Source organism: uncultured Campylobacter sp., from assembly GCF_963517995.1.
Taxonomy (GTDB): domain Bacteria; phylum Campylobacterota; class Campylobacteria; order Campylobacterales; family Campylobacteraceae; genus Campylobacter_A.
On the sequence record NZ_CAUQHQ010000030.1, the window covers coordinates 1 to 21,019 of the forward strand.

The following is a 21,019-nucleotide window of genomic DNA, read 5'->3' on the forward strand; positions in this document are numbered from 1 at the left end:
CGCAAGCACAGGTGAGATAGGCTCGTAGCCGTTTTGCCTGACGATAGCGCAAGCTTGCTGCGCTATTTGCCTCGCATAGTAGTCTCTGTCTCTATCTTTGCACTCTATGCTCGAGTACGGGGTCGAAACAAACACCAATCTTGCAGTTTTCATTCGCTCTCCTTTCCTTAAATTTAAGTCTAAATGCTTAATCAAACCGCCCGCGGGCGGCTCGTTAAACACTTAAATTTTGATAGTATCGACGGCTATTTTCGTCCCTTTTATGCAGATATATTCGCCGTCCAGCTCGTAAAATTTTCTTGAGTAATTTGCTTTTAGTCCTCGTATCATATTGACGTTCTTTAGCGGTGCTAAAACACAGCTAAGAGCTGACGCTAAAGCTAACGCTAAAAACTCGCCTCGTACGACTCTCGTTGATTTCATCCTTTTACTCCTCTCCGGCATAGCTGCCTACGTCGCCCAAACCTGCGCGAACCCTATCTTTTTGTATCATCGCCATCGTTTCTTTAATCTCTTCCCATTTTTTACGGTTTCTAGGGTGAGCTAGCTTTGCTAGGGCGCTGCGCTCTATCTGGCGCACTCGCTCAGTGCTTAGGCCTAGGATTTGGACGATCTCTTTTAGCGTCATTTTTTAGCCTAGGATTATCGTTTCGGTAGCCTTGGCTACTATCTCGGCATTTATACCGATTTGATTAAATTCAGCTAGTTTTTTGGCTTGCTTATATAGCTTAGTTGAACTCCTAAAATTTCCTCTACACCATCTATAAAAATGCTCGTTAAAATACCCCTTGCTTTCGTCCTCGCTAAGACCTTGCATGATATATTTGACGTCTATCCTGTTATACATCTGCCTTAGTTCCATGTTTTTGCCCGTTAGATTGTCTATGAGTCTTGGAGTGCCTACCAATATCACTGGCGTACCTGTCTCGTCATACAGCGTTCTAGCTGTCTCAAGCGCGCGTAACGGCAGATTTTCGGCCTCGTCTATGATTAATATCTTGTCGCTCTTGCTAAGTTCAGCCATCACCGCTTTTAGTTTTTTATAGATAGGTCGCGGGGGAGTGATTTTTAATACTTCGCAAAGCTCATCAAGCAGCACCGCAGCCGTCGTGTGAATATTGCTTTTTATGTGTATTGCATTTGGATTATGCTTGCAAAACTCCTTTATCGCCGTAGTCTTGCCCGTGCCTGCCATCCCGTAGACCAGACCCAAATCGTGCTCGCTGGCGCACTCGTTAAATACATACGTAGCATTTTTAAAATCCTTTGAAACGAAGATCTCATCTCTATTCTCTTTTTGAGAGCTTTGTTGCGCCTGAGTTCTTCTCCTGTGGTTATCCATATAGTCTTTTAGCTTGGTTTCAACCTTGCTTCCGTCGCTTGGATAGGTGCCGTTTAAAATTTGGCTAAGTCTTGACTGCGTCACGTTTATCGAGCGACATACGTCAGCCTGTTTTAATCCGCTTTGCTTCAAAAACTCGTCAAACTCTTGTTTTAGCGTTTTCATATCCGTCCTTTCATAAAATTTAAACACTTTTAAACGTCTTTAAAAGAGCGTTTAAAACTATTTAAACGGCTTTAAATTTAGCTTGCGCCATAGCTTCAAAACCTAAAATCTCTTTTTCTTTTTTCTTCTTGTTTTTTGCAGCGAATTTCATATACTCATCATCCAGCTCGGCGCTTTTTCTTTGGGCGTGATCTAGCTCTATGCGAGCAACTATCTCGTCATTAGCCCCCTTGGTAGCAGGCTGTACGGCGCGACTGGCCTCGACGGTTTTTACGTAGTCTGTGAAAAACGCCTCTACCTCGGCTCTATCTTTGGATGATTTTTCTTTGAGCGCCTTTACTCTTTTATGCACTATCTTTTGAGCGGCCTTTGCCGCCTCTACGCTGCTGCCCTCTTCAAGGTCTTTTGGTGTGGCTATGCAAACAAATGTATCGTTCTCGTCAAACACGAATTGCTCTTTTACGTTATCAAGGTTTGCCCTTACGAACACCCTTGAATAGTTATATAGCATCTCGTTGCTAAACCACACTCCATCCACGCTCACGCCTTGTTTTAGCACGCATTTGTCTTGTTTTTGAGCTAGATACAAGCTTAGCTCTAGCGCGTTCATAGGTTCGGCCTCTTTTACTTTTTCGTTGTAGGCTTCCCTGCATGTCTTGCCCAGCCTATCAAGATATCGGTTGTTTAAAAATTTCTCCGAATAGTCGTCTATTAAAGAGTTTATCTCGTCGATAGAATTTAGGTCTTTTAGATTGGTTTTAAAGCCTTTTTTAAGTCTTCGCTCCTTTTTAGAAAAGAAAAACTCTATGGCTTGGCGTTGGTTTATGTTGTGGCCGATGAAACCTTTTAGCCATTCGCTCAGACCGTTTTGTAAAGAGCCGAAGTTTTTTTCTACATACGGCTTTAGCCAGCCGCTATAGGCTTTTACGGCCTTATACTCTACACCTATGGCACCCAAAAAGCTAAAATTCGCCTTTGATTTGAAGGCTTTGCCGTTATCTCCTTTTATGACTTGCGGTTTGCCGTAACGAAGTATGTATTTAGCCGTAGCTCTTGCTATGCCCGAGCTGTTTTCGGTGCTAGTTACGTGAAAGCTAGCTACTCCGCTATAGGTGTCTATGAGGCCTATTATGGTATATCTTTGCTGCCACTCCTCGACGAATTTTTTAAACTCTTCTTTGTCCTTAAAAACATTGTTTACGCTATTAAAGCCTATCTTGTCACAAAGATCGGATGCCGAGCAGATGATATCAAGCGGGCTGGCGTCTATCTCTACGATCTGATTTATGCTATATGCGGCCCAGTTACTCTTGCCCATGGCGCTTAGGTATTTACTTATCACTCCGTCTTCGCCTTTTTCTATTAGCGTTTTTAGCATAGGGTTGGCTTTTAGATATTTTTTTACAAAGCGATTTACCGCTTCGTAACTTATTATTTCGTCTTTTTTGCCTTGAAAATCGTCGTGAGAAAGCAAATTTTCGCTCACGGCGTGATAATTTAACATCTTGTAAATATTATAAGAGTTTATGCGGCCGCGCTGAGCATGTATGAGCTTAATGGCTAGTTCTCTAAGACCCAGCCTTTCTATTTCGCACTCTTTAGTGCTTGTACGATCGTCTATCAAGGCATCTATGCCGCCCGCCTTATAGGCTCTTTGCCACGCGTAGAGCTTGTTTGCAGTTAGCTTTATAGGATATATTTTTTTAGCGTTTATATACTCTATAAAATCAACCTCTTTGATCTTGCCTTTGGCCTTATTCCACTCGTCTATTATCATTTTTTTGATGAGAGCGAGCTCTTTTTTGGCTTCGCTGGCGCTTGCGAATTTGCTCTGAGCAAAAGAAAGCGTAGCGGGCAAATTTAACCCGCCTTGCTCTACCACCTCGCACTCTACCGCCTCGTCTTTGACGGCTATGCTGTTTGCGCGCTCTTCGCCCCCACTCTGAAGCCATAAACCCCGTTGCTCGTTATTCGCACATTCATAAATCCCATTTGCTTCATACGCTCTGCTATATGTTCTCGCTTCTCTTTGCTCATAGTATTGTTCGTATGAGCTATCGCTCGCGTAGTTACTTCCTTGGTTGCGTCCATCGCCTCTATTTGCATCGTTTGTCCTTTGGTTTGAATTTATTTGCGTCTGCTCTTGATCTCGTCCACTACTTGTATTAGCGAAGCCAGCGCCAAAAACGCCACCGTTAGCGCCCCGAATATCGACACTATCCCTAGCGTCCAACTTAGTATCTGCATAGATGTATCCATCGCTCTCTCCATTAGTGAAATTTAAGAGGCGGGCGCAGGCGTCGTTTTCCCAACTTACCCTAGACTCCTTGCCCGCCTGTGAAATTTCGCTGTTTTTATCGTTGATTAGATCGTCGTCGATCCAAATTTGGAGAGTTTTGCCTGCAGCGCCGCCGATATTGCCGTCAATATAATTAAAGTTGATTATATTGAACCTTATTCGGCAAAATTTTTTCCCTTTCTTTGTCGCCCTATTAGTAGCCTTTTGCAGGGCGTCGTATTTTATACCTAGAATTTCGGCTGCCTTTTTGCTATCTAACCACATTTAAGCTGCTTTGATACCGAATTTTTTAAATACGCTCAGAGCTTTCTTGGAATAGCATTTTTTGCTAGCTATACTTCCGTAACTCAATGAGTGTTCGCGACAGAATCTGCGTAGCGTCTTGCCGGTTTTTACCTGGACTTGCCATGCGATAGAGCCTTTTTTGACGTTGCCGATTAAATCTACCATCTTTAAGCTTCCTTTGATATAATTCTTAATTGATTGTGAAATTATAGTGTAAAATTTTGAACTTGTCAAGGGTTTAAGGATATAATATGGAACTATCAACACGAATGAAACAATATAGAGAACTTTATGGGTGGACGCAGGATGATTTAGCAAACGCCTCTGGATTATCATTAAGTTCAATAAAAAAATATGAAGCCAATATATCTGAAAATTTTACTTTTGATAACCTCAAAAAAATATCTGCAGCATTTAATGTTACTCCGTCTGATTTTATAAACGATGAATTGTCTGTAGACTTGTCCGTCAATAAGCCTAAAAAAAATGTCCGCCAATCTATAAATTTGTCCGCCAATATGTCCGACAACCTCTCCAACCTTAAAAAAACAGAAGCGGATCAAATTTCCCACGATCAAATTCTCATCCGCAAACTTAGTTCGGCCGTAGGGGCAGGTGAGAGCGTCGACATAAACGGTGTTGAGGTCTATGATACTGACGTACTGGTACCTTTTTCCCAGATGCTTTTTAAAGTACGCCCTAAAAAAATCGATAGAATCCGTTGCATGCAAGTGGATGGCTACTCGATGGTGCCGATGCTTTTCCCCGATAGCTGGGTGATCGCGGACGTTACGGCGAAATTTGAAGGCGACGGGCTATATATCATCAATTACTGCGATAACTTTATGGTCAAGCTCTTGCAAAAGAGCCCCGACGGCACGCTGCACATAAAAAGCGTTAATAAAGACTACGAAAGCTACGACATAGGACCAGACGACGACGCGCAAGTATATATCGTGGGTAAAGTCTTGCGCCGTGTTATATAAAATCAATCAAAAAAAGGAGCATTTATGGACTTATACGAGGATCTACAGCGCTTAAGCGCTAGAATAGCGAGCATCAAGGACTCCGTACAAACCGAAGAAGCCACGAAGCACTCGTTTGTGATGCCGTTTTTTCAAATTTTGGGTTATGATATATTTGACCCGACCGTCATAGTGCCCGAATTTACCGCCGATGTGGGCATCAAAAAGGGCGAAAAGGTCGATTACGCTATCATGCACGAGGGTAAGCCGCTCATCATCGTAGAGGTCAAAAAGCACACCGAGACGCTCGATAAGCATTCTAGCCAGCTTTACCGCTATTTTGGGGTTACGGACGCGAAATTTGCCCTGCTAACTAACGGTGTAGAGTATCGTTTTTACTCCGACATCAACAAAGAAAATAAGCTTGACGATAGCCCGTTTCTTATAGTAAATCTCGATGAGCTAAATAAGCGCGACGTAAAGGCGCTAGAGCGCTTCACAAAAAGCAGCCTAAACATCGACTCGATACTGGAAATGGCAAACAAGCAGCGCTATATACTGGAGATTAAAAAGATATTTGAGGAAGAGACCGCTAGGCCTAGCGACGATCTAGCGAGGATGTTTGCCGTCAGGATACTCTCGCAAGGAACGCGCATAACTGGCAATGTACTAGATGAGTTTAGAACTTACACTAAGTCCGCCCTGGGCGAGATAGTAGCCGATCTCGCCTCAAAGAAGATAAACTCTATACGTGCCGGATTAACGGCAAATATCACTGATGAGAACGAAGAAAATAGCGAAGATGAAGCCAAAATCGTAACCACGCAAGAGGAACTGCAAGGCTTTTTTATCATCAAATCGATACTTGGCGAGCATGTAGAGCTTGAAAAAATTTATGCAAGAGATACAAAAAGCTATTTTGGAGTATTGTTTGAAGATAACAACCGCAAATGGATAGCCAGACTGCACTTTAATACAGCAAATAAGTACATCGGCATCCACGAGATAGAAAAACAAGAAACCAAGTATCCGATAGAAAAGCTCGAAGATATTTATAAATTTAGAGACAAACTCATCGCTACGCTCAAAAGGGTACAAGGCGCAGAAAGCGCAGAATAACAAAAAACGCTTTTAATGCCCATTTAAACGGGTGTTAAAAGCGGTGTAAAATTTTGTAAAGTTTTTGTAAAAAGATGTAAAGTAAAATTTCGCCACTTTGATTTTGGATAAATCTGCTCTCAATACCTATTTTTAGGCACTCAGCTCAAATTTTCCCTCACTTTGATTTCTGACAAAACTTTACAAATTTATGAAAATTTTACTGCTTGAAGACGACTTCGTATATCGCAAGAGCGTTAGCGAATACCTAGAAAGTCTTGGCTATGAGGTGGATGAGGCGCCAGACGGCAAGGTCGCCTGCGATAAGATAGCGGCGGGCTTTTATCACTTGCTGATACTTGACATCAAGGTTCCGCATATCAGCGGACACGAGGTGATAAAATACGCCAAAGATATCGGCTGTGAAACACCCATAATGATAATGACCTCGCTCGTAGATATAGACGATATGGCGGTCGGATACGAGCTGGGCTGTAACGAGTATCTAAAAAAGCCCTTTGAGCTAGCCGAGCTCAAATTTAGAGTAAACGAGCTAATGCGAAAATATCACGGCAGAGACGATAAAAACTTGATCGCGATCGATGAAAACTTTAGCCTCGATACAGCAAAAAAGCGGCTTAAATTTAAAGGCGAGCCGGTTGAGTTAAGTACAAGAGAATTCGGCATCATCGAGTGTTTGCTGTTTCATAAAAATAGCTTTGTCGGTATCGAGCGGCTACGCGCCGAGGTGTGGAACGATAAGGAAATCGACCCTGCCGACGTACGCATGCACATACTAAAAATCCGTCAAAAAACGACTCCCGAGTTTATAAAATCATCGCGCGGACTAGGCTATAAGATAAATGTTTCAAAATCTTAAAATCCCCATCTTGGCCACTTTTATCATCATGGCTTTGTTTATATTTCAAAGCTATGAGATTATAAATTTAAGCTCCAAAGACGAATACTCAAAAAATATGTTCGAGCTTTTAGAATACGAGGGCAAAATCCGCAAAGCGCTCGATAAAAACGAGACTTTGCCTATTTCGCTCACATATAGATACGGCGTTTTTGATCTCAAAGAAAAGCAAATCATCTCAAATTTAGACGCACGCCCGAGCGATTTAAAATTTATCACCCGCCAAGAAAACGGCCATCTTTTTTACAAGACCTATTTTCGCGCGGACGGCGAGTTTTATTATCTCGTGCTAGCCAAAAAGCAAAACGCGGCTAGGATTTTATTCGTCGCGGCTCTAACTCTTGCCTTTGCGCTCGTGGTCGTATTTTTCGCGCTTTATTTGTCGTTTGTTAGCGGGATAAAGCCATATAAAGACGCCAAAAATATATGAATAACTTTTTTAACGACGCGATGCATGAGCTAAAAACGCCGCTGGGAGTCATCGGCATAAACCTTGAGATGCTAGGCCTTGATAACAAATACGTCACCCGCATGCGCTCAGCTCTAAAGCAGATGCAAGTTACATACGAGGACACCGAGTACTACATCAAGCGCGGATACATTTTATTTCCGCCGGAGATTTTAAATTTGAGCGAATTTAGCCTCGAGCGAGCGCGGTATATGCGCGGTATCGCGATGGCGAAAAATATCAAAATTTACGACTTCATCGAGCCGAATTTGCAAATTTTCATGAGTAAGATAGAGGCGGGCAGACTGATCGATAACAACCTAAGCAACGCCGTAAAATACAGCCGCGAGGGAGCGGTAATAAATTTACGCCTTTTTGAAAAAAGCGGCAAAATCGTGCTCGTAGTCGAGGACGAGGGCGAAGGCATAAAAGACACGAGTAAAATTTGGAAACGCTACGTCAGAGACGAGGGCGTGCAGGGCGGCTTTGGGCTAGGGCTAAACATAGTGCAAAGCATCTGCGTGAAAAACGGCGTGGAGTATGGCGTTAAAAGCGAACTAGGCAAAGGCAGCGTCTTTACCTATAAATTTTCGCCATACTCAAAAAGCTTGCTTGACTAGTCAAACCAAACGCCCAGCTTTGCTAAATTTCGCTCCTTTGAGTCGGAGTTAAAATAAATCACGAAATATCCCACTCGCTCGCCCTTTGCGTCGTTCATCGGCTGGACGGTAAAGGCATGCGAATCCGTCTGATAAAATCCTCCGCTTTTAAATTTGACATCCTTTAGCATCGGCAAGACGTTTAAATTTGCGTAGCTCTTATTTATGAAATGAAAGCCGTCGATGATGCCCTCGTCGCTGCCGTTTTGATACGGCGAGTCGGCGCTAGTGTCGAGCAGGACGAAAAGTCCGATTCCTTGCTGTGCAAAAAAGTCGCTCAAATGCTTAAAATCAAGTAGTACTTCGATACTGCCTAGCATCTTTTTATCCTCAAATATCGGCGCGACCGACCTAATTAAAACTCCCGCGCGACCGACCTCGATGCCCGCGGCTACGCCATTTTTGGCCTCGGCTAGCAGGTGGCGAAAGTTCGTTAGATCGTCGTTATACATCGGTATCCAGCTCCTGGCAAAGCTCCTCATTTCGGGCGTATGGATGTGAAATTTGGCATTTTGGTAAATCGGCACCTTGCTGAGCGTTTTGGTAAATTCGCCAAGCGTCTCTAGGCACATCCGGCGGTCGTTTTGGCTCATACATTTTTTTACATGCTCGTTTTGCGCTAGTAGCGCCGCTACCGTCATAGCGGAGAGTTTTTCTTCTTCGATATTTTTATTTAAAATTTGCGTTTGGAAGTCAAGAAATTTTTTGATATTTTCCGTCTGCGTTTGCTCGTCCCAGCGCGCCTTGTAAACCGCCAAAACGCCTGCTACTACGAGGAATGCGAGCGTTAGAAGTATTTTTTTATTCACGTGTTTTGCCTAGCTCGCGCGCTAAAATTTGAGAAAATTCGGTAAAATCAGGCAAATTTAGCTCGCCCTCGCGCTGTTTTTTGCCCCACATTGACTCCGGGAAAAAGCTATCGCTCTCAAACCTCGCCATCACGTGAAAATGCACGCGCGGCACGTAGTTTGCAAAGCTTGCGATGTTTATTTTTGTGGGATTATAAAATTTTCTCATTACTTTTTCGGCCGTTAAAACCGCTTCAAAAACTCTTTTTTGCGTCGCTTCGTCGCAGTCGGTTAGCTCCTTAAACGGCGTTTTAGTAAAAATTTTCACCCACGGTATCTCGCTCGTCTCTCGCTCGACAAAAATCAGCTCGTCCTCAAAAATCATTTTAAGCTCCTTTTTGATAGCGATTTTAGCCAAATTTGAATTTTAATCTTTTTAAATTTATACTTCGGACATTTTGGCTTCGGCGCTTTACGGCGGTAAATTTATAAAATTTGAAAGGAAATTTGAGTTTATGAGACGTTTTATTTTGCTTGCGTTTTTTGCGGCGCTGTCTTTTGGCGGCGAGCTGGCCGACCTTAGTAAGGAGTGCAAGAAGGGAAACGACGAGATTTGTAAAAGATTATCGGTTGCGATTAAAAACTTAGAGCTTGCCTGCGATGAAGGCGGCGAGAAAAACGCGATGTATTGCGCGGGACTTGGGTATTTTTACGAATTTGATAAGGTATTTACAAAAGCCGTGCGATACTACGACAAGGCTTGCGGGCTGGGCGCGGAAAAAGCATGCGTATATCTGGGGCTACTTTATCAAAACGGTCAAGGTGCGGCACAAGATCACAAAAAGGCAAACGAGCTTTTTGCTAAAGCTTGCGAAAAAGGCGTAGGCGAGGGGTGCGCGAGCCTAGCGTATAGCTATGGCAAGGGACTTGGCGTCTATCCCGACGGCAAAAAGACGAATGAGTTGTTTAGCAAGGCCTGCGAGCTAGGCGAGGAAACGGCGTGCTACAATCTTGGCTTAAGCTACGCGATAGGAGGCGGCGTGCAAAAGGACGCGGCAAAGGCGGCGCAGATATTTGCGGCCTCTTGCGAGCGCGGACATGTAGGCTCTTGCGCCGATCTTGGAGTTTGCTATTTTAAGGGCGAGGGCGTGGAAAAAGACTACGAAAGAGCCGTTTTGCTTTTTACTAACGCTTGCTCGGGTGCTAGCGCGCTAGCCTGCGCAAATTTGGGCTTTGCCTACGAAAAGGGCATGGGCGTAGAAAAGAATAAAAACGCCGCCAAAGAACTTTACGACAGGGGCTGCAAGCTCGGAGAATTTAACGCGTGCCAGTATCTAAAAAATTTGCGTTGAGGCGAGCGAGCAAATAAGCCCTGCTGCTGTAAATTTAAAAATACGGCTAGCGCAAGAAAGATCTAGAACTATTTGTGCTGAGATGCTTGTTAAATTTTGCTTTTGAGCTAGCAGAAATGGGCGGAATAATCCGCCGCAACCAACATCAAAAAGTAAAATTTAGCGCCAAAATTAAAATAGCGTGGGCGCGCAAATCCAAAATAATTTTGGTGTCCACAGCTAAATTTACCGCTTAAAGTCGTGGATTTGTATATTCGCGCCATATTTTTTGCAAAGCTCGCTTACTTTTTCTTTTAGCCTTTCCTCGTCATAGCAGATGAGATCGATGTATGCGCGCTTCTGCCCGGTTGCGCCGCCGATTATTTCCAAAAACGAGCCGCAGCTCTCTAGCTCCTCGTCCTCGATTTTATTTCGCAGATCAAAGCCTGCCTGTACGTCGCCGCCGTTACCTATGCTAAGAAAGCAAAATTTGATGCCAAGCTCGTAAGCTTCATTGTAGATGTCGCGCTCGCCGTTTAGGTACTTATTTACGATGCTCGTTAGGCAGGTGGTGCCCACGATCACGTCCTCGCGCACCTCGCTTCCGCGCGGCTCCATCTCGTAGCTGAAAAAATTCTTTAGCGGTTCGCGAGCGGCTTTTTCGCCGAATTTCTCATCGACCAGATCGGCAAATTCGCTTAGCGGTACGCCGTTTTCTTCGGGTTCGGCTAGCACCTCAAGCTCGCCTAGCGTATTTATGATCGCCGTTTCGCCGATGATGTTATCAAGCAGGATAAAGCTAAGGTTATAGGCCTTGCCCTCGTCCTGCGCGAGCAGAGCCGCTAGGTTTTCGTTGTAAATTTTGATATCCACGTCGCTTTCGTTAAACTGCGCGTAGATCATTGACTCTTCGGCGTTTACGTTCGTGTCATACATCTCGATCCCGCCGATACCTCGCGGCGCGCGCGGCTTTCCGAGCGTGCAGAGCATTCTACCTTCAAGCTGCTTTGGCATAGCGTTTTTGATGAAGCTTAGCCAAAATAGGCGGTGCCTCATGCCCTCGGGAGTTAGCACCAGATCGAGTTTATCGCCCACGAGCCCCGTCATAAAATATGGCTCGGCAAGGCAGATACGAAGCTTCTCGTCGGTCTTTTGCATCGCCTTTTCAAACTCTTTCGCCGCCAGATCGGCCTTGATCTCATCTATCACGCCGCTAAATTCCGCCCAAAATTTATCTACCCTGCCGGCAAAAGTGCTTGGAATTTGCGCTTTTTTGGCCTTTTTGTCAAAATCAAACAGGCTCATATTTTCTCCTTAAACGAGACACTGAAAGTAGCCATCCAAAACCTCGTATTTTTTGCAAATTTGCGCGCATACGCCCCCGCCCGTCGAATTTCGCCTATTAATTTACTCTACTGTCACGCTTTTAGCGAGATTTCGCGGCATATCTACGTCATTGCCCAGCCTCACGGCGATTTCCAGCGCAAAAAGCTGCAGGATGATCATCATCTCGAAAAACTCGCTCATCGGGTGAGCTTGCTTGCTTGTTTTAATAAAATCGTCGCTAAGCTCGAACTCTTCGGGGCTAATCGCAAGTATATAGGCGTCGCGAGCGGCTAGCTCCTCGACATTGCTTTTGGTTTTGTCGTAGAGGACGGTTTTGGGCATTAGCGCGATCGTAAATAGCCTCTCGTCGGCAAGCGCGATAGGACCGTGCTTCATCTCGCCAGCAGGGTAGCCCTCGGCGTGCAGATAGGAGATCTCTTTGAGCTTTAGCGCGCCCTCGAGCGCAAGCGGATAAAATATATCGCGCCCGATAAAAAAGAAGCCATGGCCGTGCAAATAGTGTTTAGCTAGGCGGCGGATACGCTCTTGGGGTTCTTTGCTGATATTTAAAATTTGCGGAACGTGCAGGAGTGCGGCGATTTCGCTTTTTAGCTCTTCTTTGCTTATAGAGGCTTTAGCCTGCGCGATTTGCAGCGCTAGCATCCACAGCGTTACTACCTGCGTGGCGAAGGCTTTGGTGCTGGCTACGCCCTTTTCGATGCCCGCACGAGTTAGCAGTGTGTCGTCCGCTAATCGCACGATCGAGGAGTTATCGACGTTGCAGATGGCTAGCGTTTTTAGCCCCGCTTGCTTGGCGATTTTTAGCGCTTCTAGGGTGTCGGCCGTTTCGCCGCTTTGCGAGATGACGATAAAAAGGGCGTTTTTGTTTAGTTTTGGACGTCTATAGCGAAATTCGCTCGCGATCTCGACCTTGGCCCTAGCGTCTGCTAGTCGCTCAAAAAGGTAGCTAGACGTAAGGGCCGCTTGATAGCTAGTGCCGCACGCGCAAATCACGATATCATCGATATTTTGCAGGTACTCGTCCGTTAAATTTTCAAGCCCTACCGCATCCTCTTTGACGCGTCCCATTAGCGTTTCTGAGACAACCGCGCTTTGTTCGTAGATCTCTTTTTCCATGAAAAAGCGGTAACCCTCTTTTTGCGCGTAGCTTTTATCCGCAGGCAGCGCGGCAAAGCTCGGGCTTAGTTTTTTTGCGTCTTTAAAAACAGCGATCTCATCAATGCTAACAAATCCGTAGCTTTTGTCGTCTAGGTAGCACACCTCTTTGGCTAGGCCGATCAGCGGGGCGTCCGAGGAGGCGAAAAATACCTCTTTTTCGTCGCTTTTGCCGATAGCTAGCGGCGCGGCGTCCTTGGCGAAGAAAATTTTGCCCGGAGCCGTTTTGGTGATAAGCAGCGTCGCGTAAGCACCGTGTAGGCGCGCTACCGTGGCTTCGTACGCCTTAAACGGCTCGCCGATAGTTTTTAAATTTTCCTCAAAAAGATGCACGATAACCTCGGTGTCGGTTTGGCTTAAAAATTTTACGCCCTTTGCCTCAAGCTCCTCTTTTAGCTCTTTGTAGTTTTCGATGATGCCGTTATGAACGACGAAAGAGTGCTCGCCAAGGTGCGGGTGGGCGTTGATCTCGGTAGGTTTGCCGTGCGTAGCCCAGCGCGTGTGTCCGATCGCGACGCCCTCGCCGCTAGAGCTAAAGCCCTCTGATTTTTTGGCTAAATTGTCAAGCTTGCCGATGGCTTTGAAAAAGGCGATTTCTTGCGCGCATTTGTCGCAACCGCCCTCTAGGCTCATCACCGCCATGCCTGCGCTATCGTAGCCGCGGTACTCAAGCTCTTTTAATCCGTTTAAAATAAACTCTCTTTTTTCTCTATTGCCGACGTAACCGACGATTCCGCACATGTTTACTCGCTTTCTAATAATTTTAAAATTTCGCCCAAATCCACGCCCTCGCGCTTTTGGATAAGCAGCAAATTTCGCGTCCTGTTTTTTACGGTTTGGATTCTAGCGTTGGCTATTTTTACATCAAATTCCTTAAAAACTCCCAATACGTAAGCCATCAGCCCGCGCTGATCTTTCGCGTTTATGCCAAGCTTCGCGTACTCTTGCGAGTGATTCGGGTCGAAATTTAGCTCGCCTTTTAGTATGATCGGGCGATTTATCTGCGCTGAGGCGCCGCTTTTTAGCGAGATCTCGATGAGGTTTTTTAGGGTTTCTAGCTCGCTTGATTTTACGTTTTTGTTAAATTCCAGCTTGACGTAAAATTTACCGTCAAACAGCTCGAAAATCTCCATAAATCCAAGATCAAGGTGCGCCAAAGACGAGAGCAAAACCGCTAAATTCGGGTAGTTTTGCGCGTAAATTTCTATGCTTAGGCTTTGATGATTTTGTACCTGCACGCTTAGTTTATCCGCGTTTTGCGCTGTTTGAGCGATACTAATGATGCCGTCAGGTTGGTATTTAGCGAAGAGTAAATTTGATCTGATAGCGAATATTTTTTCTTTCAAATTTTCGTTTAAGGCAGCAAATTTGGCGTTTCGCCTGATGCTAAGCTCCTTTTTTACGCGTCTTGCGGCTTCGTCAAGCAGGTTTTCGTCCTCGAAGCTTTGCAGGCAAATGCCGTAAAGCTCGCGCAAAAGCCGCGCCAGATAGGGCGTATAGAGCTTTTCATCCGTCGCGTTTATCACGCAGTAGGCGACGATGTAGGCGAGTTTTAGGGTTTGCGGATCGCCAAGCTTTGAGATAAAGCTAAAAATCGTGCGCTGATCGTAGATGTCCTCGCGGTTTGCCACGTCATTCATCAGCGTGTGGTAGCGCACGAGCGTAACGCCGATATTTACGGCCTTTGCGCTCAAATTTAGCTTGCTAGCGTAGGCGCGGAAGATGTTTGAACCCACGACCGAGTGATCGCCGCCTAGACCCTTGCCCGCGTCGTGCAGTAGCAAGGCCAGCTTTAGCAGCGTGCGCCCCTCGAGGCAGAGCTCGTCGCAAAGCGATTTTACGAATTTATCTTTGATATTTTCGGCAAATTTGACGCTTAAAACGCAGTGCTCGCCGACGCTAAATTTATGATAGCCGTCAAATTCGGCCAAATTTACGGCGTGCTCGAGCGGCTTAACCAAAACGGGCAAAATCTCCGCGTCCAAAAGCGCTTTGATAATGCAATGAGCGTGGTTTCGCATCAAAATTTTTCTAAAAAGCGCGAGCGAGTCCTCGGCGTCCTCTTTGCTGATTTGCGCGCGTTTTAGGTAAAAGATCGTCCCGACGTCAAATTTATACTCCGCGTCGCCGAGAGCTAAAAGCTGCTTTAGCACGGCGTTTAGAGGGCGAGGGCGGACGTGCAGCGGTACGTAAATCGTATTTTCAAACCTATAAAATCCGTTTTTTAGCCGCGCGGCTCGCAACTGGCTAAATTTAACCCCGCTTGTAAATTTGCTCCTGTAAAAGCTAGCGACCAGATAGCGCGAGAAAACGGCGACCGAGTGCATGCAAGAAAAGAGCTTTTGCGAGATGACGCTGCTGTTTTCTTGCATCTTTTTGGACTTTGTTTGCATGAGCGCGGTGATCTCGTTTAGTTTGGCGGGATCGAAAACATCGGAGTCGGAGGTTAAATTTTGCGCCGATTTTACGCAAAGGATAAAATCAGCCGCCAAATTTAGCGCGCTAAGCTCCTTTTCGTCGATAAATTTTAGAGCCTGCGAGCGCATGCTGATCTCGTTTTCAAAGCCGTTTAGAGCGCAGTTTAGGTAGTAGATGTCGTTCGTACCGCCAAGGTCGTTTTTTAGATCGGGCTCTTGCCTAATATTTGGGATCTCGTTAAAAGCGCCCAAATTTTTGGCGTAAAATTTAAGATTTTCCTGCGCGTTAAATTCGCGAGTTTTATAAATCTCCGATCTAGCGGCCTTATAAAGCGTCCGCGAGCCGCAGATATAGCGGATGCGGCTAAACGCGGCCTTTGCTTTGTGGTCGTTTTTGTGAGACTTAAAAATCTCGTCCAGCTCAAAAATTTTAATATTTAGTTTTAAATTTGAGCCCTCCAGTGCGGCGACTAGTTTTTTTATTATAAATTTTAAGTTAAAACCCGCGTTTTATTTAAAGACGAGTAAAATTTCTAAAACCGAGCTTGTGGAGATGAGGTTGTCGGCGTATTTTTCGGTAGCGATGACGCAAAACGGTATAAAATCTACATCGGGGTTAAAGTCCGCAAAAATCTCGTCCAAAACCCGCGCGCATAGAGCTTTTATTAGCTCGTCGCTTTGCTTTGCGATGAAATTTGCAAAGCCCTTGCCTTGAAGCTTTTTTAGCTGCGAGGCCAAATTCGCGCCTCCTAAAACGCCGTTTAAATTTCCTTTTAAAGCCACTTTTTACCGCCGTCTTTTTGTGTAAATTTTATCCGATGATACTAAAATTTTGCAAAAACAAAGCTTTTTTAACATATAATCGCCGTTTAATATCTATTTTCGGAATAAAATTTGACAAATTTAATAGAAAAACTCCAAAGCGGCGAGCGTCTGGACGCGGACGAATGCGCCGGCTTATACGACCTAGACCTTTTTACGCTGGGTAAATTTGCAAACGCCAAACGGCGAAAACTGCACGGCAAAAAGGTATTTTTTAACGTAAATCGCCACATAAACCCGACCAATATCTGCGCGGACGTGTGTAAATTTTGCGCATTTTCGGCAAACCGCAAAAACCCAAACCCATACACGATGAGTCACGATGAAATACTAAAAATCGTCGAAAAAAGCGTCGCCGGCGGCGCAAAAGAGATACATATCGTCTCGGCGCACAACCCTGATACATCATGGCAGTGGTATTTGGAAATTTTTAAAAAAATAAAAGAAAAATACCCGCAAATCCACGTCAAAGCTCTAACTGCGGCGGAGGTGGATTTCCTCTCGCGAAAACATGGCCTTAGCTATGAAGAAGTCGTAGAAAAGATGCTCGAATACGGCGTGGATAGCATGCCCGGCGGCGGAGCGGAGATATTTGACGAAGAGGTCAGGCGTAAAATCTGCAAAGGCAAGGTAAGCTCGCAAAACTGGCTCAAAATCCACCGCCTTTGGCACGAAAAAGGTAGAGAAAGTAACGCTACGATGCTGTTTGGCCACGTAGAAAGCAGGCAAAACCGCATCGACCATATGCTGCGAATCCGCGATTTGCAGGACAAAACTGGCGGATTTAACGCCTTTATCCCGCTAGTTTATCAGCGCGACAACAACTATCTAAAAGTAGAAAACTATCCCGGCTCGGCCGAAATTTTAAAAACATTTGCGATCTCGCGTCTGGTGCTTGATAACGTCGCGCACATAAAGGCGTACTGGGCGACCTCGACGATAAATTTAGCCATGGTTGCGCAAGAATTCGGCGCTGATGATCTAGACGGCACTATAGAAAAAGAGAGCATCCAAAGCGCGGCCGGGGCGAAATCGGCAAGCGGTATGAGCCTTAGAAATTTTACCGATCTTATCCAAACCTCGGGCTTTGTCCCCGTTGAGCGAGATAGCTTGTATAACGAACTAAAAATTTACGATAACTAAGGGGGCGAAGTTGGATTTTTTTAAACTAAAACAAAACGGCACTAGCGTAAAGACCGAATTTAGCGCGGGACTCACGACCTTTTTAACGATGATGTATATCGTGCCCGTAAACGCGATAATCATGAGCAAAACCGGCATGCCTATGGATGCGCTTATAACGGCTACGGCGCTCATAACCGTGATAGCTACCGTGCTAAACGGCGTATGGGCGAACACGCCCGTGGCCATGAGCGTGGGAATGGGGCTAAACGCGTATTTTACCTTTGGTCTCGTGCTAGGCATGCAAATACCGTGGCAAACGGCTTTGGGCGTGGTTTTTATTTCGGGCGTGATTTTTGTGGTTTTGTCTTTTACGAATTTTAGAGTCTGGGTCTTAAAATCTATCCCAGACGACGTCAGACGCTCGATAAGCGCGGGCATAGGCGCCTTTATCGCCTTCGTCGGACTTCAGCAAATGGGCGTAGTCGTAAATAACGACGCCGTGCTGGTAGGGCTTGGAAATTTAAAAGATCCAAACGTTATTTTGGGTTTTGTGGGACTGTTTTTCGTCATACTTTTTTGGGCATGGAAGGTTAAGGGTGCCTTCATCGTCGCGGTATTTACGACATCGGTGATAGCTTGGGTTTTGGGTATCGCGCCCTATCCGAAAGAATTTATCTCGCTACCGGCCTCGATATCGCCGATATTTTTAGAGCTTGACATCATGGGCGCGCTATCTTTTGCGCTGCTTCCGGTGATCGTTACCTTTTTCGTAACCGATCTTTTCGACTCTATCGGTACGCTAGCGGGTGTGGGAAATAGAGCGGGAATCTTTGACGAGAGCAATCAAAAAGGCGTCGAAAAACTAGAAAAAACCCTCGAAGCCGACGCGGTAGCTACGGTAGCCGGCTCGTTAGTGGGCGTTAGTACGACGACGTCGTTTGCCGAGAGCGCTAGCGGCGTAGAAGAGGGCGGCAAGACGGGGCTAACGGCGGTATTTTGCGGACTATTTTTCGTGCTTACGATTTTTATGCTGCCGCTTTTTAAAGCCATCCCTTCAAACGCGATATATCCGATACTCGTGATGGTGGGCGTGCTGATGTTTAGCGAGCTTGGAAATATAAATTTTAAAGATCCCGCTATCGCTATCTCGACATTTTTGATAGTTATTTTGATGCCGCTTACATACTCGATCACGACGGGACTTTCGTTTGGATTTATGGCGTATTTGCTGGTTCGTATCATGAGACGCGAATGGGAATACGTAAATATCGGCGTTATCGTGCTTGCGCTCATTAGTTTCATAGTATTTTTAGTGCATTAAGGAGAAAACATGTTAAAGTATCCGTTTGAGGAATTTCATAAAGACGTAAAAGTAATGGTGCGCGACATCAAAGAAAACTTCGAGCCAGAAGTGATTTTGGCGGTCGCTCGCGGCGGACTTACTTTGGGGCATTTTTTAGCGAGCCTGCTAAATAACCGCAATCTTTTTACGCTAAACTCAATCCACTATGAAGAGACTAAAAAGCTCGATACTATCGATATCTTTAACATCCCTGATCTATCTAAATTTAATAAAATTTTGATAGTGGACGATATGATCGACACGGGCGAGAGTATGATAGCTATCAAGCAAGAGCTTCTAAAACGCTTCCCGCATATCGAGCTAAAGATAGCGACTATCTTTTATAAACGAAAAGCGCTTTTGCTGCCCGACTTTACGGTGAGAGAGGCGCACGAGTGGATAGAGTTTTTTTGGGAAGAGCAAATTTAAGCCCTAAATTTAGCCATGTTGCGCTCGGAAACGTTTCTACTTTTTATCATCTGCCTTATAGATTTTTGCTTTTTGTCGTATGCTATTAGCACACTTAGCATTAGCTACTACGAGGCGGATGCGTTTTATAACTCGCCTAAAATTTCAGCCGTTTTGGCTAGATTTTCGGTCGAGATTTTCGGGCAAAACGACTATGCTTTGCGTCTTCCTTTTGTTATTTGCCACATTTTTAGCGTCGCGCTGCTCTACAAGGTCTCAAAGCAAATTTTAAAACGCAAATTTGACCGTGTAGTAAGCGCGGTCGTGTTTATACTGCTTCCTGCGACAATGGCGTCGGCGATCTTAGTAAACGACGCCGGCATCATAATCGCGCTTTCGCTTTTAAGCATTTATCTTTATCAGCTACGCAAAATGCTAGCCTTTTACGCGCTTTTATTCGTGCTGCCTTTTATTAGCGGCGCATTTTTGGTTTACTTTTCGGCTATTTTTGCATTCGGCGTTTATAGGCGCGACGCTAAGATGGCATGGGTTGCGGCGCTACTTTTCGCGCTTTGTTTTTATCTTTACGGATTTAACTCCGGCGGCAAGCCTAGCGGCCATTTGCTTGATACCGTAAGCATCTTTGCCGCCGCGTTTTCGCCTTTTATTTTCATTTATTTCGTATATGCTATGTATAGAATTTGGATAAAAGAGGCTAAAAACTTACTCTGGTTCGTTTGTATAACGGCATTTTTATTTTGCTTGTTTTTATCGATCAGGCAGCGATTGGAGCTTGAAAACTACCTGCCTTTTTGCGTTATTTCGGTTCCGATTTTGGTTCGGGTGTTTTTTAGCTCGTACCGCGTTAGACTGCCGATGTTTAGGCGAGGATATAAAATTTTGGCCTCATTTGCGGTAGCTTCTTTGCTTGCCGGATTTTTGTTTGTGCTTTTTAACGAGACGCTTTACGGCATATTAAAAGACCCGACTAAGCATTTCGTTTATAGATATCACGTGGCAAAAGAGCTTGCAAAAGAGCTAAAAGATAGGGGCATAGAAAAAATTTTTACGGATGATAAAAAGCTTGCTTTGAGACTTAAATTTTACGGCATAGACACGAGCGAGGATGCAGATTTACGCCTGCTAAATTTGAGCTTGAGTGATAATTATGATAATATTGCCGTTAACAAATTCGGCAAAAAGATTGCAAGATTTAAGTTGAAAGAAAGATAATTAGGGAAAAATGAATGAAAAAGGCCTTTACGATTTTAGAACTTGTCGTGGTAATAGTAGCAGTAGGAATAATAGCCGTTATGGCGCTACCGAGAATAAACGACGATCACATCGCCGAAGCTGCCGACCAAGTGATGTCTCATATACGATATACCCAGCATCTAGCGATGCAAGATAATAAATTTGATCCTACTGACGCCAACTGGTTTAAAAAGAGGTGGAGTATAGGTTTTACCAAAGCTTCATTTTGCGACGGCTCGAGCGAATGGAGATATAGCGTTTATAATGATAGAAGCGCTACCGGAAATTTAAATTCGGAAGATGAGGTAGCAAGAGACCCGTTGGAGCCGAATAAATTTATGAGCTCCGGATGGAGCGGTATTTCAAAAGCTAGTTGCAAAAAGGCCAGTATGAAATATAATTTAGCAAAAAAATTCGGTATAACTAATGTGCAGTTGCGCGGCGTGTGCGGAGACGGCAACTTGCAAACTATTTCTTTTGATGAATTTGGAAGGCCTATGCAGGGGGTAAGCACGACTGGCGGCGGTGCGGCTAGAGGTTATGACAGGCTGGTTCATAATGGACAAAATTGTCAAATAGTTTTAAGTACAGCTAAAAAGACGGCTATTATAACCGTGACACCGGAAACCGGATTTACGCAGGTTTCATACTCTAGTATCACTCCATCGAAAGATCAGGCTCAAGTCCGTGGAGAAAAAAATTCTACGATACCTAAAAAATAAAAGGATTGATTTGGATTTAAGTAGCTCTCCTTTAAAGAAAACGTATCTAGTTTGTGCGTTTCTAGGGGGGGGGTATTTTCATTCAAATCTAATACCACCCAAAAATCTTTTCCTAATTTTTTTAAATT

The 21,019-nt window shown here is 44.8% G+C and carries 22 protein-coding genes; 11 read left to right on the forward strand and 11 right to left on the reverse strand.

Annotated elements, in window-relative coordinates; translation table 11 throughout:
* Nucleotides 1–222: 222 nt before the first annotated feature.
* The 5 genes from RYL88_RS04775 to RYL88_RS04795 form a co-directional block, all read right to left on the reverse strand.
* Nucleotides 223–423, reverse strand: a complete 201-nt coding sequence (locus RYL88_RS04775) for a hypothetical protein (protein ID WP_314392068.1) — start codon at nt 421–423, stop codon at nt 223–225.
* Nucleotides 424–427: 4 nt separating this feature from the next.
* A complete protein-coding gene (locus RYL88_RS04780; RefSeq protein ID WP_314989398.1) occupies nt 428–628 on the reverse strand; it encodes a sigma factor-like helix-turn-helix DNA-binding protein in 201 nt (66 codons plus the stop codon).
* 3 nt (nt 629–631) lie between these two features.
* Entirely contained in the window at nt 632–1,507 is an 876-nt protein-coding gene (locus tag RYL88_RS04785) for an AAA family ATPase (protein ID WP_314989399.1), read from the reverse strand.
* A gap of 61 nt (nt 1,508–1,568) precedes the next feature.
* Nucleotides 1,569–4,070: a hypothetical protein gene (locus tag RYL88_RS04790; protein WP_314989400.1), complete on the reverse strand. Its 2,502-nt coding sequence runs from the start codon at nt 4,068–4,070 to the stop codon at nt 1,569–1,571.
* A complete protein-coding gene (locus RYL88_RS04795; RefSeq protein WP_314989402.1) occupies nt 4,071–4,256 on the reverse strand; it encodes a hypothetical protein in 186 nt (61 codons plus the stop codon). It abuts the gene before it with no gap.
* Between the two features lie 86 nt (nt 4,257–4,342).
* Here RYL88_RS04795 and RYL88_RS04800 point away from each other — a divergent pair, with 86 nt between their 5' ends.
* From RYL88_RS04800 to RYL88_RS04820, 5 genes are all read left to right on the forward strand, one after another.
* Nucleotides 4,343–5,077 (forward strand): LexA family transcriptional regulator, encoded by a 735-nt coding sequence (locus RYL88_RS04800; RefSeq protein WP_314989404.1) that lies wholly within the window; start codon nt 4,343–4,345, stop codon nt 5,075–5,077.
* Nucleotides 5,078–5,101: 24 nt separating this feature from the next.
* The gene (locus RYL88_RS04805) at nt 5,102–6,175 is read left to right on the forward strand and encodes a type I restriction endonuclease (protein WP_314989406.1); all 1,074 of its coding nucleotides are present in this window, start codon (nt 5,102–5,104) and stop codon (nt 6,173–6,175) included.
* A 190-nt stretch (nt 6,176–6,365) separates the two neighbouring features.
* Nucleotides 6,366–7,034, forward strand: coding sequence for a response regulator transcription factor (locus RYL88_RS04810; protein ID WP_314989408.1), 669 nt, complete (start codon nt 6,366–6,368; stop codon nt 7,032–7,034).
* Complete coding sequence (locus tag RYL88_RS04815; RefSeq protein ID WP_314989410.1) at nt 7,018–7,503, forward strand: hypothetical protein; 486 nt, start codon at nt 7,018–7,020, stop codon at nt 7,501–7,503. Before RYL88_RS04810 ends, RYL88_RS04815 begins: the two co-directional genes overlap by 17 nt.
* Nucleotides 7,500–8,141, forward strand: a complete 642-nt coding sequence (locus RYL88_RS04820; protein WP_314989411.1) for a HAMP domain-containing sensor histidine kinase — start codon at nt 7,500–7,502, stop codon at nt 8,139–8,141. Before RYL88_RS04815 ends, RYL88_RS04820 begins: the two co-directional genes overlap by 4 nt.
* Here the strand turns inward: RYL88_RS04820 and RYL88_RS04825 are convergent.
* Entirely contained in the window at nt 8,138–8,989 is an 852-nt protein-coding gene (locus tag RYL88_RS04825) for a cache domain-containing protein (RefSeq protein WP_314989413.1), read from the reverse strand. The two genes, RYL88_RS04820 and RYL88_RS04825, sit on opposite strands and share 4 nt — an antisense overlap.
* Entirely contained in the window at nt 8,982–9,353 is a 372-nt protein-coding gene (locus RYL88_RS04830) for an HIT family protein (RefSeq protein WP_314989415.1), read from the reverse strand. Before RYL88_RS04830 ends, RYL88_RS04825 begins: the two co-directional genes overlap by 8 nt.
* Nucleotides 9,354–9,483: 130 nt before the next feature.
* On the opposite strand from RYL88_RS04830, the gene RYL88_RS04835 reads away from it, so the two are divergent.
* Nucleotides 9,484–10,320, forward strand: a complete 837-nt coding sequence (locus RYL88_RS04835) for a tetratricopeptide repeat protein (RefSeq protein WP_314989417.1) — start codon at nt 9,484–9,486, stop codon at nt 10,318–10,320.
* Nucleotides 10,321–10,545: 225 nt separating this feature from the next.
* Here the strand turns inward: RYL88_RS04835 and RYL88_RS04840 are convergent, their stop codons facing one another.
* The 4 genes from RYL88_RS04840 to RYL88_RS04855 all read right to left on the reverse strand — a co-directional run bounded on the left by RYL88_RS04840 (nt 10,546) and on the right by RYL88_RS04855 (nt 16,001).
* Complete coding sequence (locus RYL88_RS04840) at nt 10,546–11,604, reverse strand: hypothetical protein (RefSeq protein ID WP_314989418.1); 1,059 nt, start codon at nt 11,602–11,604, stop codon at nt 10,546–10,548.
* 102 nt (nt 11,605–11,706) lie between these two features.
* A complete protein-coding gene (glmS, locus tag RYL88_RS04845; RefSeq protein WP_314989419.1) occupies nt 11,707–13,542 on the reverse strand; it encodes a glutamine--fructose-6-phosphate transaminase (isomerizing) in 1,836 nt (611 codons plus the stop codon).
* A gap of 2 nt (nt 13,543–13,544) precedes the next feature.
* A complete protein-coding gene (locus RYL88_RS04850; RefSeq protein WP_314989420.1) occupies nt 13,545–15,470 on the reverse strand; it encodes an HD domain-containing protein in 1,926 nt (641 codons plus the stop codon).
* A gap of 258 nt (nt 15,471–15,728) precedes the next feature.
* Entirely contained in the window at nt 15,729–16,001 is a 273-nt protein-coding gene (locus RYL88_RS04855) for a hypothetical protein (RefSeq protein ID WP_314989422.1), read from the reverse strand.
* A gap of 111 nt (nt 16,002–16,112) precedes the next feature.
* Here RYL88_RS04855 and mqnE point away from each other — a divergent pair, with 111 nt between their 5' ends.
* The 5 genes from mqnE to RYL88_RS04880 are packed head-to-tail and all read left to right on the forward strand — an operon-like array spanning nt 16,113 to nt 20,891.
* A complete protein-coding gene (mqnE, locus tag RYL88_RS04860; RefSeq protein ID WP_314989424.1) occupies nt 16,113–17,183 on the forward strand; it encodes an aminofutalosine synthase MqnE in 1,071 nt (356 codons plus the stop codon).
* A gap of 10 nt (nt 17,184–17,193) precedes the next feature.
* Nucleotides 17,194–18,486, forward strand: a complete 1,293-nt coding sequence (locus RYL88_RS04865) for an NCS2 family permease (protein ID WP_314989426.1) — start codon at nt 17,194–17,196, stop codon at nt 18,484–18,486.
* Nucleotides 18,487–18,495: 9 nt separating this feature from the next.
* On the forward strand, nt 18,496–18,936 hold the full coding sequence (locus RYL88_RS04870; RefSeq protein ID WP_314989428.1) for a phosphoribosyltransferase family protein: 441 nt from the start codon (nt 18,496–18,498) through the stop codon (nt 18,934–18,936).
* 15 nt (nt 18,937–18,951) lie between these two features.
* A complete protein-coding gene (locus tag RYL88_RS04875; protein WP_314989430.1) occupies nt 18,952–20,148 on the forward strand; it encodes a hypothetical protein in 1,197 nt (398 codons plus the stop codon).
* A 14-nt stretch (nt 20,149–20,162) separates the two neighbouring features.
* Entirely contained in the window at nt 20,163–20,891 is a 729-nt protein-coding gene (locus tag RYL88_RS04880; protein WP_314989431.1) for a prepilin-type N-terminal cleavage/methylation domain-containing protein, read from the forward strand.
* Nucleotides 20,892–21,019: the final 128 nt, after the last annotated feature.

Coding starts and splice junctions, on each gene's coding strand:
- RYL88_RS04775 (WP_314392068.1), bottom strand. CDS start 423: ATGAAATCAACGAGAGTCGTACGAGGCGAGTTTTTAGCGTTAGCTTTA.
- RYL88_RS04780 (WP_314989398.1), bottom strand. CDS start 628: ATGACGCTAAAAGAGATCGTCCAAATCCTAGGCCTAAGCACTGAGCGA.
- RYL88_RS04785 (WP_314989399.1), bottom strand. CDS start 1,507: ATGAAAACGCTAAAACAAGAGTTTGACGAGTTTTTGAAGCAAAGCGGA.
- RYL88_RS04790 (WP_314989400.1), bottom strand. CDS start 4,070: ATGTGGTTAGATAGCAAAAAGGCAGCCGAAATTCTAGGTATAAAATAC.
- RYL88_RS04795 (WP_314989402.1), bottom strand. CDS start 4,256: ATGGTAGATTTAATCGGCAACGTCAAAAAAGGCTCTATCGCATGGCAA.
- RYL88_RS04800 (WP_314989404.1), top strand. CDS start 4,343: ATGGAACTATCAACACGAATGAAACAATATAGAGAACTTTATGGGTGG.
- RYL88_RS04805 (WP_314989406.1), top strand. CDS start 5,102: ATGGACTTATACGAGGATCTACAGCGCTTAAGCGCTAGAATAGCGAGC.
- RYL88_RS04810 (WP_314989408.1), top strand. CDS start 6,366: ATGAAAATTTTACTGCTTGAAGACGACTTCGTATATCGCAAGAGCGTT.
- RYL88_RS04815 (WP_314989410.1), top strand. CDS start 7,018: ATGTTTCAAAATCTTAAAATCCCCATCTTGGCCACTTTTATCATCATG.
- RYL88_RS04820 (WP_314989411.1), top strand. CDS start 7,500: ATGAATAACTTTTTTAACGACGCGATGCATGAGCTAAAAACGCCGCTG.
- RYL88_RS04830 (WP_314989415.1), bottom strand. CDS start 9,353: ATGATTTTTGAGGACGAGCTGATTTTTGTCGAGCGAGAGACGAGCGAG.
- RYL88_RS04835 (WP_314989417.1), top strand. CDS start 9,484: ATGAGACGTTTTATTTTGCTTGCGTTTTTTGCGGCGCTGTCTTTTGGC.
- RYL88_RS04840 (WP_314989418.1), bottom strand. CDS start 11,604: ATGAGCCTGTTTGATTTTGACAAAAAGGCCAAAAAAGCGCAAATTCCA.
- glmS (WP_314989419.1), bottom strand. CDS start 13,542: ATGTGCGGAATCGTCGGTTACGTCGGCAATAGAGAAAAAAGAGAGTTT.
- RYL88_RS04870 (WP_314989428.1), top strand. CDS start 18,496: ATGTTAAAGTATCCGTTTGAGGAATTTCATAAAGACGTAAAAGTAATG.
- RYL88_RS04875 (WP_314989430.1), top strand. CDS start 18,952: ATGTTGCGCTCGGAAACGTTTCTACTTTTTATCATCTGCCTTATAGAT.
- RYL88_RS04880 (WP_314989431.1), top strand. CDS start 20,163: ATGAAAAAGGCCTTTACGATTTTAGAACTTGTCGTGGTAATAGTAGCA.